General features: G+C 73.2%; 17 protein-coding genes. 8 read left to right on the plus strand and 9 right to left on the minus strand.

Annotated elements, in window-relative coordinates; translation table 11 throughout:
* Positions 1-12: 12 nt before the first annotated feature.
* The 3 genes from AC4H2G_RS07430 to dusB all read right to left on the minus strand — a co-directional run bounded on the left by AC4H2G_RS07430 (position 13) and on the right by dusB (position 2,919).
* Positions 13-804, minus strand: coding sequence for a hypothetical protein (locus AC4H2G_RS07430; protein ID WP_494365120.1), 792 nt, complete (start codon positions 802-804; stop codon positions 13-15).
* A gap of 182 nt (positions 805-986) precedes the next feature.
* A complete protein-coding gene (locus tag AC4H2G_RS07435) occupies positions 987-1,676 on the minus strand; it encodes a hypothetical protein (protein ID WP_494365121.1) in 690 nt (229 codons plus the stop codon).
* A 7-nt stretch (positions 1,677-1,683) separates the two neighbouring features.
* Positions 1,684-2,919: a tRNA dihydrouridine synthase DusB gene (gene dusB, locus AC4H2G_RS07440; RefSeq protein WP_494365122.1), complete on the minus strand. Its 1,236-nt coding sequence runs from the start codon at positions 2,917-2,919 to the stop codon at positions 1,684-1,686.
* A gap of 150 nt (positions 2,920-3,069) precedes the next feature.
* Between dusB and AC4H2G_RS07445 the strand changes: the two genes are divergently transcribed.
* Positions 3,070-3,234, plus strand: coding sequence for a hypothetical protein (locus AC4H2G_RS07445; protein WP_494365123.1), 165 nt, complete (start codon positions 3,070-3,072; stop codon positions 3,232-3,234).
* Positions 3,235-3,353: 119 nt separating this feature from the next.
* On the opposite strand, the gene AC4H2G_RS07450 is transcribed toward AC4H2G_RS07445, so the two are convergent.
* Positions 3,354-4,757: a glycine--tRNA ligase gene (locus AC4H2G_RS07450; protein WP_494365124.1), complete on the minus strand. Its 1,404-nt coding sequence runs from the start codon at positions 4,755-4,757 to the stop codon at positions 3,354-3,356.
* A gap of 154 nt (positions 4,758-4,911) precedes the next feature.
* On the opposite strand from AC4H2G_RS07450, the gene AC4H2G_RS07455 reads away from it, so the two are divergent.
* The 6 genes from AC4H2G_RS07455 to AC4H2G_RS07480 are packed head-to-tail and all read left to right on the plus strand — an operon-like array spanning position 4,912 to position 9,469.
* The gene (locus AC4H2G_RS07455; protein ID WP_494365125.1) at positions 4,912-5,946 is read left to right on the plus strand and encodes a metal ABC transporter substrate-binding protein; all 1,035 of its coding nucleotides are present in this window, start codon (positions 4,912-4,914) and stop codon (positions 5,944-5,946) included.
* Positions 5,937-6,770 (plus strand): metal ABC transporter ATP-binding protein, encoded by an 834-nt coding sequence (locus tag AC4H2G_RS07460; protein ID WP_494365374.1) that lies wholly within the window; start codon positions 5,937-5,939, stop codon positions 6,768-6,770. The genes AC4H2G_RS07455 and AC4H2G_RS07460 overlap by 10 nt, the downstream gene beginning before the upstream one ends.
* On the plus strand, positions 6,767-7,765 hold the full coding sequence (locus tag AC4H2G_RS07465; protein ID WP_494365126.1) for a metal ABC transporter permease: 999 nt from the start codon (positions 6,767-6,769) through the stop codon (positions 7,763-7,765). Before AC4H2G_RS07460 ends, AC4H2G_RS07465 begins: the two co-directional genes overlap by 4 nt.
* The gene (locus AC4H2G_RS07470; protein WP_494365127.1) at positions 7,762-8,154 is read left to right on the plus strand and encodes a Fur family transcriptional regulator; all 393 of its coding nucleotides are present in this window, start codon (positions 7,762-7,764) and stop codon (positions 8,152-8,154) included. Before AC4H2G_RS07465 ends, AC4H2G_RS07470 begins: the two co-directional genes overlap by 4 nt.
* A 3-nt stretch (positions 8,155-8,157) precedes the next feature.
* Entirely contained in the window at positions 8,158-8,709 is a 552-nt protein-coding gene (locus AC4H2G_RS07475) for a DedA family protein (RefSeq protein WP_494365128.1), read from the plus strand.
* A gap of 55 nt (positions 8,710-8,764) precedes the next feature.
* The gene (locus tag AC4H2G_RS07480; RefSeq protein WP_494365129.1) at positions 8,765-9,469 is read left to right on the plus strand and encodes an alpha/beta fold hydrolase; all 705 of its coding nucleotides are present in this window, start codon (positions 8,765-8,767) and stop codon (positions 9,467-9,469) included.
* Between the two features lie 12 nt (positions 9,470-9,481).
* Here the strand turns inward: AC4H2G_RS07480 and AC4H2G_RS07485 are convergent, their stop codons facing one another.
* The 4 genes from AC4H2G_RS07485 to AC4H2G_RS07500 form a co-directional block, all read right to left on the minus strand.
* Entirely contained in the window at positions 9,482-10,279 is a 798-nt protein-coding gene (locus tag AC4H2G_RS07485) for an isoprenyl transferase (protein ID WP_494365130.1), read from the minus strand.
* A complete protein-coding gene (recO, locus tag AC4H2G_RS07490; protein WP_494365131.1) occupies positions 10,279-11,013 on the minus strand; it encodes a DNA repair protein RecO in 735 nt (244 codons plus the stop codon). The genes AC4H2G_RS07485 and recO overlap by 1 nt, the downstream gene beginning before the upstream one ends.
* 160 nt (positions 11,014-11,173) lie before the next feature.
* Positions 11,174-11,857: an ATP/GTP-binding protein gene (locus tag AC4H2G_RS07495; protein ID WP_494365132.1), complete on the minus strand. Its 684-nt coding sequence runs from the start codon at positions 11,855-11,857 to the stop codon at positions 11,174-11,176.
* The gene (locus AC4H2G_RS07500; protein ID WP_494365133.1) at positions 11,857-12,879 is read right to left on the minus strand and encodes an AvrD family protein; all 1,023 of its coding nucleotides are present in this window, start codon (positions 12,877-12,879) and stop codon (positions 11,857-11,859) included. Before AC4H2G_RS07500 ends, AC4H2G_RS07495 begins: the two co-directional genes overlap by 1 nt.
* A 124-nt stretch (positions 12,880-13,003) precedes the next feature.
* Here AC4H2G_RS07500 and AC4H2G_RS07505 point away from each other — a divergent pair, with 124 nt between their 5' ends.
* Positions 13,004-13,453 carry a MarR family winged helix-turn-helix transcriptional regulator gene (locus AC4H2G_RS07505; protein WP_494365134.1) on the plus strand — a complete coding sequence of 150 codons (450 nt, stop codon included), beginning with the start codon at positions 13,004-13,006 and terminating at the stop codon, positions 13,451-13,453.
* A gap of 36 nt (positions 13,454-13,489) precedes the next feature.
* Here the strand turns inward: AC4H2G_RS07505 and leuA are convergent, their stop codons facing one another.
* On the minus strand, positions 13,490-15,205 hold the full coding sequence (leuA, locus tag AC4H2G_RS07510) for a 2-isopropylmalate synthase (protein WP_494365375.1): 1,716 nt from the start codon (positions 15,203-15,205) through the stop codon (positions 13,490-13,492).
* Between the last annotated feature and the right edge of the window lie 18 nt (positions 15,206-15,223).

Raw genomic sequence — 15,223 nt, forward strand, 5'->3', positions numbered from 1 at the left:
ACATCCCGGCGGTCACTGCTCGCCCCCCTCGCCGACCACGGCCCGGAGCGCTCCGGCGGTGACGTCGATCGCGCCCGCGAGGGCCCAGCGCAGCTCGGCCGCGACGGCACCCGGCGCGCGCTCGACGAGACGTACGCCGTCGTCGCGGAGCTGCACGTCCAGCAACCGGTCGCCCGCCACCGACCACCATCGCGACCACACGACGCTCGGCCCGGCCACCGTGGGCCAGGCCTCGACGACGACGGCGAGGCTCGCCTGCTCGTCCTCCACGACCGCACGCGCGGCGGCCGGGAGGGCGCCGACGTCGGTGCCCGTGCGCAGGCTCTCCACCTGAGCCCGGTCGAGCGGCGTCGTCGGGAGCGACGACGAGCGTCCCGACGGCCGTGCACCGGCGGTCAGCTGGTGGAGCGGCGGGAGGAAGCGCGTGATCGCGGGCCACAGGTCGTCGACGCGTACCAGGACGACGTCCACGTGCCGCGAGACCGCCGTGACCTCAGGCTCGTGCGGCCCCGGGTCGCGCCGGACGGCGTCGTGGACGAGCAGGACGCGGTCGTCGACGATCGTCAGGCCGGTCGTCGCGCCGACCGTTCCCGTGCTCGCCCGGAGCGTCGCCCGGACCGGCGACAGAAGGTGCTGCCCGATCGCGGCCGCCCACGCGGCCTCGACGTCCCCGTGCACGTCGCTGATCCCCAGCTCACGCAGCTCCGCCTCGACGTCGTCCGCGGACTCGGTGGGGGCGGCCGGCACGCGCACGCCGTCGGCCTCGATCCCCTCGGCGGCGAGCCGTTCCCGCACCCGTGCCACGGCCACAGCCCAGGCCTCTCGTGTCACGCTCAGCGCACGCATCGTCCCCCCGGTCCCGTCTTTGGTGGGGCAACCGTGCCGTCACCGTTCGGGAGGCTAGCACCGCACGACGCGGTGCGGACATGGGGACCGCTCCCCGACGACCGTCCGCACCACCTCGCGCTGCCCTGGCACCGGTGGTGTCAGACGCCGAGGCCCGACTCGAACGCGGCACGCAGCACGGCCTCCGCCCGGCTCCGGTCGAGCACGTCGGCGGAGCAGGCGACCGCTCCCGGGGCGACGGGCCGCCACCACGGCCCGTCGACGTCGAGCACGAGGACGGCACCGCGCAGCACTCCGGGCGCGACGCCGTGCTCGGCTGCGACCGCAGCGACGACGTCGCGGGCGGCGCCGGCGTACGACGGCACCGCCTGCCGCGAGCGGACGCTGCGCTCGCGCCGTTCGAGCTGGTCACGTGCCTCGCGGTACAGGCGTGCCGCGGCGCGCTGCAGCGCCGGGACGTCCCCGAGGCCGTCGTACTCCGGCGGTGCACCGAGTGCCTGGCGTTCGTCGTGCCGAGCTCCGACCCAGGCGCGGAACGCGTCGGGAGCCGAGGGCGCCTCGGCGAGACGGCCGGCCGCCTCGGACCGGAGGAGGTCGCGCCACCACGTGAGCCATCGCCGCGCCACGGCGGGGCGGTCTGCCGCGGGGACGAGGTCGGAACGGTCCGGCGGCGGATCCAGGAGCCGCGGCGGCACGTCGTCGGCCGCGTCGTCGACGGACCGGCCGAGGGTCAGGTCGAGCGACAACGCGTCCCGGAACCACAGGGCCTCGTCGAGCGGGCCACCGTCGGAGACCGACAGGCGCCAGGAGTCGTCCCCCGCGGTGCGCACGGCGCGGTCAGCCGCCGGAGACGCTCAGCTCCGCCTCGCGCAGCCGTTCGGCGAACTCGCCGTCGAGCTCGCGCGAGTCGAGCCAGCCGTAGGGCAGGTGCGGCTGCTTGGGCGACCCCGCGCGCCCGCGCGGTCCCTCCACCGCCTCCCCGGGGTACGGGGAGTCGAGGTCGAGCGCGTCGAGCAGTCCGCGCAGCTCGTCGAGGGTGGAGATCATGGCGAGAGAGCGACGCGCGTCGCCGCCCACGGGATAGCCCTTGAGGTACCAGGCCATGTGCTTGCGCAGGTCGCGCATGCCCTTGCCCTCGTCGCCGTCGAAGAAGTCGATCATGGCCTCGCCGTGCCGGTAGATCGTGTCGGCGACCTCGCGCAGGCCGGGCCGCACCCGCTCCGGCCGCCCGGCGAAGGCCGCGGCGAGGTCCGCGAACAGCCACGGCCGGCCCTGGCAGCCGCGCCCGACGACGACGCCGTCGCACCCGGTCTCGTCCACCATCCGCAGCGCGTCCTCGGCGGACCAGATGTCGCCGTTGCCCAGCACGGGCACGTGCTTGACCGTCTCCTTGAGCCGCGCGATCGCCGACCAGTCGGCCGTGCCCGAGTAGTGCTGGGCCGCGGTGCGCGCGTGCAGCGCGATCGACGCGACGCCCGCGTCCTGCGCGATGAGCGCCGCCTCGAGGTACGTCAGGTGGTCGTCGTCGATGCCCTTGCGCATCTTCACCGTCACTGGCACCCCGTACGGCCGGGCGGCCGCGACGGCCTCGCGCACGATCGCGGTGAACAGGTCGCGCTTCCACGGGAGCGCCGCTCCCCCGCCCTTGCGCGTCACCTTGGGCACGGGGCAGCCGAAGTTGAGGTCGACGTGGTCCGCGCGGTCCTCGGCGGCGATGATCCGCACGGCCTCGCGCACCGTCGCCGGGTCGACGCCGTACACCTGCGCAGAGCGGGGTCGCTCGTCCTCGCCGAACGTCACGATCCGCAGCGCCTCGGGGTTGCGCTCCACGAGCGCACGGCTGGTCACCATCTCCGCGACGTACAGGCCGGGGTGCTCGCCCGTGCTCGCCCCGGCCTCGCGGCACAGCGTGCGGAACGCGGTGTTGGTGACGCCCGCCATGGGCGCCAGCTCGACCGGGGTGTCGATCGTGTGCGGGCCGAGCTGCAGGGGCGGCAGGACGGGGGCGGGGAGGTTCGCCGTCGGGTCGACGGCGGTCGAGGGGTCCAGGGTCGCGGCACTCACGCGCTCCATTGTCCCATCCGTGCGGGACCGCGTGCTCCCGCAGCCCTCCGGACAGCCGTCCGACATCTGCTCGGCGCTCCGTCGCCGCGCGAGGAAGAGGGAGGTGTGGGAGGGTTCCCGGGTCGGCATTTCGGCCGACAACAGGACGAAAGGAACTCCATGCCTCTCTGGCTGATCCTCGTCATCGTCGGCGCCGTGCTGCTCATCCTGGGCGTGGCGATCGAGGCCGCGCAGGTGCTGCTCTGGATCGGTGTCGCGATCCTCGTCGTGAGCCTGGTGCTCGCGGTGCTCAACAGGGGCAAGGGCGCGGCGAAGAAGATCTAGCTCGACGGCAGGGGGCGGGTGCGCCGCCAAGGCGCACGACGACGGGGCGGGACCTTCACGGTCCCGCCCCGTCGTCGTCTGTCGTCGTCTGTCGTCGTCTGTCGTCGGCTGTCGCCGTGTCAGGCGCCGAGCAGGTGCCCGCCCAGGTACTCGGTCACCTTGTCGAGCGCGACGCGCTCCTGCGCCATCGAGTCGCGGTGGCGGATGGTCACGGCCTGGTCGTCGAGCGTGTCGAAGTCGACCGTGATGCAGAACGGCGTGCCGATCTCGTCCTGGCGGCGGTAGCGACGGCCGATCGCGCCGGCGTCGTCGAAGTCGACGTTCCAGTACTTCCGCAGCTCCGTGGCGAGGTCCTTCGCCTTGGGCGAGAGTTGCTCGTTGCGGCTCAGCGGCAGCACGGCGGCCTTGACCGGCGCCAGCCGGTGGTCCAGGCGCAGCACGGTGCGCTTGTCGACGCCACCCTTCGCGTTGGGTGCCTCGTCCTCCGTGTACGCCTCGACGAGGAACGCCATGAGCGAGCGGGTCAGGCCCGCGGCCGGCTCGATGACGTACGGGACCCAGCGCTCGTTCTTCGTCTGGTCGAAGTACGACAGGTCCTTCCCGGAGTGCTCGGCGTGGGTCTTGAGGTCGAAGTCGGTGCGGTTCGCGATGCCCTCGAGCTCGCCCCACTCGGAGCCCTGGAAGCCGAACCGGTACTCGATGTCGACCGTGCGCGTCGAGTAGTGCGACAGCTTCTCCTGCGGGTGCTCGAACAGGCGCAGGTTGTCGCGCGAGATGCCGAGGTCCACGTACCACTCGGTGCGCGCGTCGATCCAGTACTGGTGCCACTCGGCGTCCGTCCCGGGCTCGACGAAGAACTCCATCTCCATCTGCTCGAACTCGCGCGTGCGGAAGATGAAGTTGCCCGGCGTGATCTCGTTGCGGAACGACTTGCCGATCTGGCCGATGCCGAAAGGCGGCTTCTTGCGGCTCGCGCCCATGACGTTGGCGAAGTTCACGAAGATGCCCTGGGCGGTCTCGGGGCGCAGGTAGTGCAGCCCGGACTCGTCCTCGACGGGGCCGAGGTGCGTCTTGAGCATCATGTTGAAGTCGCGCGGCTCGGTCCACTGCCCGCGCGTGCCGCAGTTCGGGCAGGCGATCTCGGCGAGGCCGCCCTCGGGCGCGCGGCCCTTCTTCTCCTCGAACTCCTCGATCATCTGGTCCTCGCGGAACCGCTTGTGGCACGAGAGGCACTCGGTGAGCGGGTCGGTGAAGACGCCGACGTGGCCCGAGGCGACCCACACCTGGCGCGGCAGGATGACGGACGAGTCGAGGCCCACGACGTCGTCACGGCTCGTGACGGTCGAGCGCCACCACTGCTTCTTGATGTTCTCCTTGAGCTCGGTGCCGAGCGGCCCGTAGTCCCACGCGGAGCGCGTGCCTCCGTAGATCTCGCCCGACGGGAAGACGAACCCGCGCCGCTTGGCGAGGGACACGACGGCGTCGAGACGGGCGGTCGGTGAGGGCGCAGCGGCCACGGTCATCACTCCTGGAGATCGGCCCCGCACGTGGCTCGTGGAGGCTGGACGGGTGGGCGGACGCCCTCGCGGGCGCCGACCGACCAGCGTACCCCGGGCGTGAGCCGCCTCACCGTGAACGGTTTTGACATCCATTTTCACTAAGGAGGACACTGGAGGCATGCGCCCCTCCCCCCGCCTGCGCCGCCGCGCGCTCGCCGCCACCGCAGCCCTCGTCGCCACGGCGCTCGTCGCCGCCTGCTCGTCGGGCACGGGCGGGGCCGACGGCGCGTCGGAGGACGGGCGGGTCCAGGTCCTCGCGTCGTTCTACCCGCTCCAGTACGTCGCCGAGCAGGTGGGCGGGGACCTCGTGTCGGTCGACAACCTCACGCCCCCCGCCGCCGAGCCGCACGACCTCGAGCTCGCCCCCGCGCAGGTGCGCCTGATCGGCGACGCGGACCTCGTGGTCTACCAGTCGGGATTCCAGCCCGCGGTCGACGAGGGCGTCGCGCAGCGCGACCCCGAGCACGTCGTCGACGCCACCGAGGCGGCCGGTCTCGAGGAGCACCCGGGGTCCGGCACGGCAGCGGGCCACGAGGACGGTCATGAGGACGGTCACGAGGGAGAGAGCGCCGAGGAGCACGCCGAGCACACGGACGCCGACTCGGGCGAGGCCGCCGACGACGGGCACGACCACGGCACGCTGGACCCGCACTTCTGGCTCGACCCGACGCGCCTCGCGGCCGTCGGCGACCAGGTCGCGGCCGAGCTGTCGGCGATCGACCCGGAGCATGCCGAGGAGTACGAGGCGGGCGCCGCAGCCCTGACGGCCGACCTCGACGCGCTCGACGCCGAGTACGCCGACGCCCTCGCCCCGTGCGCCGGCGCGACGCTCGTCACGTCCCACGAGGCGTTCGGGTACCTCGCGGAGCGCTACGACCTCGTGCAGGTCGGCATCTCGGGCCTCGACCCCGAGGCCGAGCCGTCCCCCGCGCGGCTGCGCGAGGTGGGCGAGGTCGTGCGCGACAACGACGTGACGACGCTCTTCTTCGAGACCCTGACCAGCCCGAAGGTGACCCAGACGCTCGCCGACGACCTCGGCGTCGCCACCGCGGTCCTCGACCCGCTCGAGGGTCTGGCCGACGACACGACGGACTACCGTGGGGTCATGGAGTCCAACCTCGAGGCGCTCACGTCCGGGCTGGTCTGCTCGTGACGTCCACCGCCCCGCTCGTCGCCGCGCACGGCGTGCACGTGAGCCTCGGCGGCAGCGAGATCCTCCGGGGCATCGACCTCGTCGTGCCGTCGGGCGACGTCGTCGCGCTCCTCGGCGCGAACGGCTCGGGGAAGTCCACGCTCGTGCGCGCGCTCGTCGGCATCGTCCCCGTCTCCGCGGGCTCCGTCGACCTGTTCGGCGCGCCGCTCGGTCCGCGCGTCCCGTGGCGACGGCTCGGGTACGTCCCCCAGCGCGTCGCCGCGCCGTCGGGGATGCCGTCGACGGCCGCCGAGGTCGTCGCCTCGGGCCTGCTCGGCGGCGGGCGCCTGCGCCTGCCGCGCGACTGGCGTGCACGTGCCGTCGGGGCGCTCGACCAGGTGGGGCTCGCCGACCGCGCCGCGGACTCGACGGCCGAGCTCTCGGGCGGTCAGCAGCAGCGCGTCCTCATCGCCCGCGCGCTCGTCCGCCGACCCGACCTGCTGGTCCTCGACGAGCCCGTCGCGGGCGTCGACAAGTCGAGCCAGGAGTCGTTCGCCGCGACCATGACGCGGCTCGTCGGCGACGGCCTGACCGTGCTCGTCGTCCTGCACGAGCTCGGCGCCCTGGCGCCGCTCATCCGCCGCGCGGTCGTCCTGCGGCACGGGCGCGTGGTGCACGACGGCGCCCCGCCCCGCCCGTCCTCCACGCACGCCGGCACGACGCACCAGCACCAGCACCCCCACGAGCCCGCGCCCGACGGCGCCCCCACCGGTCCGACGACCGGGCTCGGCGACACCCTGTACCCCGACCCCGCCGCGGGTCACGCACCGAGGACGGCGTCATGACCGGGTCGATCACCTCCGAGCTCGCCGCGATGCTCACCGACCCGCTCATGCAGCGCGCCCTCGTCGCGGCCTTCCTCGTGGGCGTGAGCGCGCCCGTCGTCGGGACCTACCTCGTGCAGCGCAAGCTCTCGCTCCTCGGTGACGGCATCGGTCACGTCGCGCTCACGGGCGTGGCGCTCGGCTGGCTCGTCGGGTCCGCGATGGGCCTCGTCCCGAACGACGCCCTCGCGATCCCCGGGGCCGTCGTCGCCGCGGTGATCGGTTCCGTCGCCATCGAGCTCGTGCGCGAGCGCGGCCGCACGAGCGGGGACCTCGCGCTCGCCCTGCTCTTCTACGGCGGCATCGCGGGCGGCGTGCTGCTCATCGGGCTCGCGGGCGGCTCCGCGGGGAGCCTCATGCAGTACCTGTTCGGCTCGATCTCCACCGTGACGTCGTCCGACCTCGTCCTCACCGTCGTCCTGAGCGCCGTGATCCTGCTCGTCGGCCTCGGGCTGCGCGCCGCGCTGTTCTCCGTGAGCCACGACGAGGAGTTCGCGCGTGCCTCCGGCCTGCCGGTGCGTGCGCTCAACATCGCGGTCGCCGTCGTCGCCGCGCTCACGGTGACGGTGTCGATGCGCGTCGTCGGGCTGCTGCTCGTCAGCGCGCTGATGATCGTCCCCGTCGCGGTCGCCCAGCTCGTCACGCGGTCCTTCCGCCGCACGATGCTCGTCGCAAGCGTCGTCGGCGTCGTCGTGTGCGTCGTCGGGCTGTCGATCACGTACTGGAAGCTCCTGTCGCCGGGTGCGACGATCGTCGTCCTGGCGATCGCGACCTACCTCGTCGTGGCCCTCCTGCGCCCCCTGTGGGTGCGCCGTCGGCCGCGCGTCGCCCGCGACCCGCACCCTGACATCCCGGACGACGTCGACCTCCCCGAGGCCCGGCCCGTCCCCGCCGGCGCTCGCGGCCCAGCCGGCGCCGACCGCCCCACCACAGGAGGTGACACGTGCAGCGCATGACGCGCCAGCGCGCCGCGGTATCCGACGCCCTCGAGGACGTCGAGGACTTCCGCTCCGCCCAGCAGCTCCACGAGATCCTGCGCTCGCGCGGCGACTCCGTGGGCCTCGCGACCGTCTACCGCACGCTGCAGAGCCTCGCCGACGGCGGTGAGGTCGACGTCCTGCGCACCGAGGAGGGCGAGAACCTCTACCGTCGGTGCGAACGCCGCGAGCACCACCACCACCTCGTGTGCCGCACGTGCGGGCGGACCGTGGAGATCGACGGGCCCACCGTCGAGGCCTGGGCGACGCAGGTCGGCGCGACGCACGGGTTCGTCGACATCCAGCACACGATCGAGCTCTTCGGGACGTGCGAGAGCTGCTCGGCCCGCGGGTCCGAGCAGGGCTGAACCGTGCCCGACGCGCTGGACGGCGCACCGTTCGCAGCGCTGTTCGCCTTCTTCTTCGCCGTCGTCCTCGTGCGGACGCAGGCGACGTACTGGGTCGCGCGGCTCGTCACGGTCTGGACGCTCGACCGCACGCGGCCCGTGCGGCCCTGGGTCGCACGGGTCCACGCCTGGCTGTCGGGAAGCTCCACCGCGCGCGGTGTCGAGCTCCTGCGCCGCTGGGGTCTCGTCGCCGTCCCGGCGTCGTTCCTCGCGACGGGGACCAAGACGGTCGTCAACGCGGCCGCGGGCGTCGTCCGCATGCCGTTCGGCCGCTACCTGCCCGCCATGCTGGTCGGGTGCGCCCTGCACGCGACGATCTACGCGACCGTCGGCTGGGCCGCGTGGTCGGCCGCCCTCGCGGTCGCCGCGGGGTCGCCCTGGGGCGCCGTCGCGCTGCTCCTCCTCGTGGCCGGCGCGGTGGCCGTGGTCGTCGTCGCGGTCCGACGGCGCGCAGCGCGGTCGGTCGCCCACGTGTCGCCCGCCGCGGTCGAGGACGGGACGAGCCCGCAGCACTGAGCCGGAGAGGCGGCCGGTCCCGATGAGTCCCGGGCGGACCGGCGGTCTTCCCCCCATGACGACCTTCCTCCTCCTGCCCGGCGCCGGCGGTCACCCGGGGTACTGGCAGCGGCTCGTCCCCGAGCTCGCCGCGCGCGGGCACCACGCCGTACCGGTCGACCTCCCCCAGCACGACGAGGGCTACGGCTGGGAAGCACTCACGGACGTGGCGCTCGCGACGCTCCGCGCCTCATCCCCGCCCGACGACGCGCCGGTCGACGACGCGCTCGTCGTCGTCGCGCAGTCGATGGGTGCCTACGTCGGAGGGCTCGTCGCGGACCGGGTCCCCGTCGGCCTCCTCGTCCTGCTCAACCCGATGATCCCCGGCCCCGGAGAGACGGCCGGCGACTGGTGGGCGGCGACCGGGCACGAGGCCGCACGCGCCGCCGCAGGTCTCGGACCGTTCGACGGGGTCGAGGACTTCTTCCACGACGTCCCTGCCGACGTCACCGGCCGGGTCCTGGCCGGCGAGGACCGCGCACCGTCGACGCGATCGTTCGCGGAGCCGTGGCCGGCGACCGCCTGGCCTGCCGTGCCGACCGTCGTCCTGCAGGGTCGCGACGACCGCCTCTTCCCGCTCGCGTTCCAGCGCGCCGTGGCCCGGGACCGGCTCGGGCTCGGCGTCGAGGAGATGCCCGGAGGTCACCTCGTCGCGCTGAGCCGCCCCGCGCAGCTCGCGGACCGGCTCGAGGCGCTCACCGCGGCGGCGGCTCCCGCCTGAGGCGGCCTACCGTCAGGAACCCGTACCGACCGCGTCGACCGCGCCCCCGTACCGGCGGTCGCGCCGCGCGAACTCCTCGACCGCTCGCCACAAGTGGCGCCTGTCGACGTCCGGCCACGGCTCGGGGAGGAACACGAGCTCCGCGTAGGCGGCCTGCCACAGCATGAAGTTCGACGTGCGCTGCTCGCCGGAGCTGCGCAGGAACAGGTCCACGTCGGGCAGGTCGGGCTCGTCGAGGTACTTCTGGACGGTGCGCTCCGTGACCTTCGACGGGTCGAGACGCCCGGCCGCCGCCTCGCGGGCGATCGCTGCCGCGGCGTCCGCGATCTCGGCACGCCCGCCGTAGTTGACGCACATCGTGAGCGTGCACACGTCGTTGCCCCGGGTCTGCTCCTCGGCGACCTCGAGCTCCCTGATCACCGAGCCCCACAGCCGCGGTCGACGCCCCGCCCACCGCACGCGCACGCCCCACGAGTCCATCTCGTCACGACGACGACGGATGACGTCGCGGTTGAAGCCCATGAGGAAGCGCACCTCGTCGGGCGAGCGCTTCCAGTTCTCGGTGGAGAACGCGTACGCCGAGACGTGCTTCACGCCGATCTCGACGGCGCCCGCGACGACGTCGAGCAGCGCCGCCTCCCCCGCCTCGTGGCCCGCGGTGCGGGGCAGGCCGCGCGCGTTCGCCCACCGGCCGTTGCCGTCCATGACGACGGCGACGTGGTTCGGCACGAACTGCTGCGGGATCGCCGGGGGGCGTGCGCCCGAGGGGTGGGCGAACGGCGGGACGACGGGACGCGTGCGGCGCGCCATCAGGCGTCCCGCTCGACCATGCGCAGGGATCGCAACGTTCTCTCCAGGTGGTATTGGCCGTAGGCGGCGACGAGGCCGCTCGCCTCCTTGCGGTGCCGCGCCGTGGAGGCGTCGGCGGTCTCCCACTCCCCGGCCAGCAGCGCGGCGAGGAGGGCGAAGGTCTCGGGGGCGGGCGACGTCGAGCCCGGCGGGCGGCACCGCCCGCACACCGCCCCGCCCTGCGCGACGGCGAACGCGTGGTGCGGCCCCGGCTCGCCGCACCGCGCGCAGTCCGTGAACGACGGCGCCCAGCCGGCGACCGCGAGCGCCCGCAGAAGGTAGGAGTCGAGCACGAGGTTCGGGTCGTGCGCGCGCTCCGAGAGCGCGCGCAGCGCCCCGGCGAGGAGCCAGTACTGCTGCACCGCCGGCTCGCGCTCGTCGGCGACGAGCCGCTCGGCGGTCTCGAGCATGACCGTCCCGGCGGTGTACAGCGCGTAGTCCTCGCAGATGCGCCGCGCGTACGGTCCCACGGTCTCCGCCTGGGTCACGGTGTCGAGCGAGCGCCCGGCGTGGAGCTGGAGGTCGACGACCATGAACGGCTCGAGGCGTGCACCGAACCGCGACGACGTGCGCCGCACCCCCTTGCCGACCGCGCGCACCTTCCCGTGCTCGCGCGTCAGCAGGGTGATGATGCGGTCCGCCTCACCCAGCTTCTGGGTGCGCAGGACGATCGCGTCGTCTCGGTAGAGGACCACGCGCCCATTCTCCCGCATGCCACCGACGTCGCGGTCGTCGCACCCGCCGGGCACCAGACGAGCATGGACAGCACCGACGACGAGGGCCGCACGAGAGGGACCGTGCCGGAACAGGGTCGTGGGCGGTCTCCCCCTGCGCGACCGCCCACGACCCGACGGCTCAGAGGCGAGCCGTCTCCACGCGCACGTCCATCGCGGCGAGGTCCGCGTACGCCCTCGCCGCCGCGGCGGCGACCGAGGTGACGCGCGGCAGGCCGAGCTCGTCGACGATCCGCTCGAGCCGGTGCTCGAGGGTCCCCCCGACGACGATGCACGGGATGCCGAGCGAGCCCAGCGTCGTGCGCAGCATGGTGTCGGACCGTTCACGGAACCGCTCCGACACCGGTCGGTGCCCGTCTATGACGAGCGGGAACTCGACCGGCAGGTGGACGAAGAGGTCGTACGACCGCAGCGCGTGCCGTCGCACGACACCCCCGAACGCCGCCATCGCGGACGCGAGGAACTCGCGCTCCGCGGTCCGGGCGTCGTCCTGGCCGTGGTCGCTCGGGACGATGCCCGTCTCCGCGCGGACCGCCCCGTACACCCACTCGTGCAGGGACGACCCGTCCGAGAGGAACGCGTCCCCGGCGTGGCTCTCGTGCACCGCCCGCTCGGTGTACCGAACGATCCCGAGCTCGACCAGCTCGACCGCGGTGCAGTCCTCCAGCCGACGCCCCGGAAAGACCTCCGGAAGGATCTCGCGCATCGAGCGCGCGTGCGTGCGCGGCAGACCGGTGAGGTGGCTCAGGGCGAGCGACGTCGTGGTCTTCCCCGCGGAGTAGGTCCCCGAGACCGCGATGCGCATCAGGCGGCCGCGCCCGGAGCGACGGGGGGACGCACGACGGTCCGGTCGTCGTCCGTCGGCAGCTCGTGGGCGAGCGCGTAGCGCGCCGAGAAGGCGTGGTAGGTGGCCGACATCTCGACCGCGCGCCACGTGGCGCCGTGCAGAGGCACCAGACGCGCGGTCCGGAGGTCGGCGTGCGTGCGGAACGGCTCGCGCGGCACGTCGGGGACGGGTGTCTCGAGCCGGACGCGGCGCATCCACATCGTGTGCGAGCGGGCACGGTCGACCGCGTCGAGCGCGTAGAGGAGCACCTCGGAGACCTGGGCGAGACCGACGATCGCGTCGATGAACGTCACGCCCGGCCGGTACGACCCGCCGAGGTCGCACCAGTGCGGCGCGGCGCGGTCCGCCGACGGGACGACGACGGCACGGACGCCGCGTGCGTCGTCCACCTCGACGTCGACGATCTCCTGCGACGACGCGGTGTACCCGCCCGCGTGGAACCTCTCGGGCGCGGGGCCGAGGAGGTCGTCGAGGACCACCGGGCCGTCCACGGGACGGCCGCGTGCGCCGGGCGGGTGCGCCACGACCAGGACGGTCGTGAGCGTGCCCACCCTCGCCTCGACGGTCGAGACCGCCTCCCGAGAACCGCTCGAGGTGGCGACGACCCGAGCGCTCAGCGGGATGGCCTCCAGGTCCTCCTGCGGCTGCGTGCCCGACCGCAGGTCCACCGAGCGCACCCACGCGCGCGTGCGTTCCTCGTCGCGGAGCCCGAGCGACAGGGCGAGCAGGACCTCGGCGAGCTGGGCGGCGAGGACGAACGCGTCGATCGACGACACGTGCGGGACGAGTGCGCGCCCGGCCTTGCTGGACCAGGACCGCGGGTAGCTGAGAGCGGCGGACCCGCGCACCTCGGACGCTCCCGTCGGACCGCTCCCGTGCACGAGGTCGCGGACCTCGTGACGCACCGCGCGGTACCCCGACCCGAAGAAGCGCGCCGAGGCCGGACCCAGCAGGTCGTCGATCGACGCAGCGGTGCTCATGCGGCTCCTCCGGGCGGGCGTCGTGCCGGTCGGCACGTCAGGTCTCGCAGTCTAGCGCTGCCACTGCACGATCTGACCACCTTTCACCCGTACTCCCGCGCAGGTGGGGGACTACGATGCCGTCATGGTCCGTTCCCACGACCGCGACGACCGCACGCGGGATGTACGCATCCTGCTCGATGCGGTAGCGGAACAGTCGGAGCGGGCGATCAGGGGGATGTACGAGCCGTACGGGCTCACGTGCACGCAGGCGTGCGCCGTCCGCGACCTGGTCGACCCGCTCACGCCCAGCCAGCTCGCCGTGCTCCTCGAGTGCGAGCCGTCCAACGTGACGTTCGTCGTCTCCAGGCTCGTGTCGCTCGGCTATGCCGAACGCCGACCGCACCCGACCGACCGCCGTTCCAAGCTCGTCGCGCTCACCCCGCGAGGACAGGAGGTACGCCGGGCGATGCTCGACCGGCTGAGCGCCGAGTCGCCCCTGGAACGCCTCGACGACGAGGACCTCGCGCAGCTCCAGGTGCTGCTGGAACGCGTGACGGCGCACGACCGGGCCGCGGCACCCACGGTGGTGTGAGCACCGCGACCCGGTGGTCGTGGATCGTCCGGACGCTCAGCCTGCGGTGCGCTCCGCGCGGTTGACCGCCGACACGATCGCCTTGAGCGAGGCCGTCGTGATCGAGGGGTCGATGCCGACGCCCCACAGGACGTCGTCGCCCACCTGGCACTCGACGTAGGCCGCCGCCGTCGCGTCGCCGCCCTCGGACAGCGCGTGCTCCGCGTAGTCCAGGACCCGGACGTCGACCCCCACCTGGGCGACCGCGTCGACGAACGCGGCCACCGGCCCGTTGCCGGTGCCCTCGAGCGTGAGCTCCTCGCCACGGTCGACGACGTCGACGCTCAGCGTGTCCGGACCGTGCTCGCTCGAGGACGCACGCGTCGCGCGCAGCTTGAGGCGTCCCCACGGCTCCAGGCCGGAGCCCGGCTCGACAGGCAGGTACTCGTCGGAGAAGATCCGCCAGATGTCCTCGCCCGTGACCTCGGAGCCGTGCTCGTCGGTGTGGGTCTGGACCGACTTCGAGAACTCGATCTGCAGCCGGCGGGGCAGGTCCAGGTGGCGCTCGGTCTTCAGCAGGTACGCGATGCCGCCCTTGCCCGACTGCGAGTTGACCCGGATCACGGCCTCGTACGAGCGCCCGACGTCCTTCGGGTCGATCGGCAGGTACGGCACCGCCCAGACCAGGTCGTCGACGGTCGTGCCCTCCGCCTCGGCGTGGACCGCCATGGCGTCGAAGCCCTTCTTGATCGCGTCCTGGTGGGAGCCGGAGAACGCCGTGAAGACGAGGTCGCCCGCGTAGGGGTGACGCTCCGGGACGCCGAGCTGGTTGCAGTGCTCGACCGTGCGGCGCACGTGGTCGATGTCGGAGAAGTCGATCTGCGGGTCGATGCCCTGGCTGAACAGGTTCATCCCGAGCGTGACCAGGCAGACGTTCCCGGTGCGCTCGCCGTTGCCGAACAGGCAGCCCTCGATGCGGTCAGCACCGGCCTGGTACCCCAGCTCGGCGGCAGCCACCGCCGTGCCGCGGTCGTTGTGCGGGTGCAGCGACAGGACGACGTTCTCGCGGTGGTTCAGGTGCCGGTTCATCCACTCGATCGAGTCCGCGTAGACGTTCGGCGTCGCCATCTCGACCGTCGCGGGCAGGTTGATGATGACCTTGCGCTCGGGCGTGGGCTCGAAGACCTCGAGCACCTCGTTGCAGATGCGGGCGGCGAACTCGAGTTCGGTGCCCGTGTAGGACTCGGGCGAGTACTCGTAGTACACCGTGGTCCCGGGGACCGTCTCCTCGAACTTCCGGCACAGCTTCGCGCCGTCCACGGCGATGCCCACGATGCCGTCGGGGTCCGAGCGGAACACCACCTCGCGCTGCAGGACCGACGTGGAGTTGTACAGGTGCACGATCGCCTGCTTGGCGCCCTGGATCGCCTCGTACGTCCGCGCGATGAGGTGCTCGCGGGACTGCGTCAGCACCTGGATGACGACGTCGTCCGGGATGCGGTCCTCCTCGATGAGCATCCGCACGAAGTCGAAGTCGGTCTGCGAGGCGGAGGGGAAACCGACCTCGATCTCCTTGTAGCCCATCTCGACGAGCAGCTCGAACATGCGCAGCTTGCGCTCGGGGTTCATCGGCTCGATGAGGGCCTGGTTGCCGTCCCGCAGGTCGACGGCGCACCAGCGCGGCGCCTGCGTGATGCGCCGGTCGGGCCAGGTCCGGTCCGGGACCGTGACGTCGAACTGGCGGTGGAACGGCAGGTACTTGTGGATCGGCATGCCCGACGGCTGCTGCGG

This window comes from Cellulosimicrobium sp. BMG9.23 (assembly GCF_059159985.1).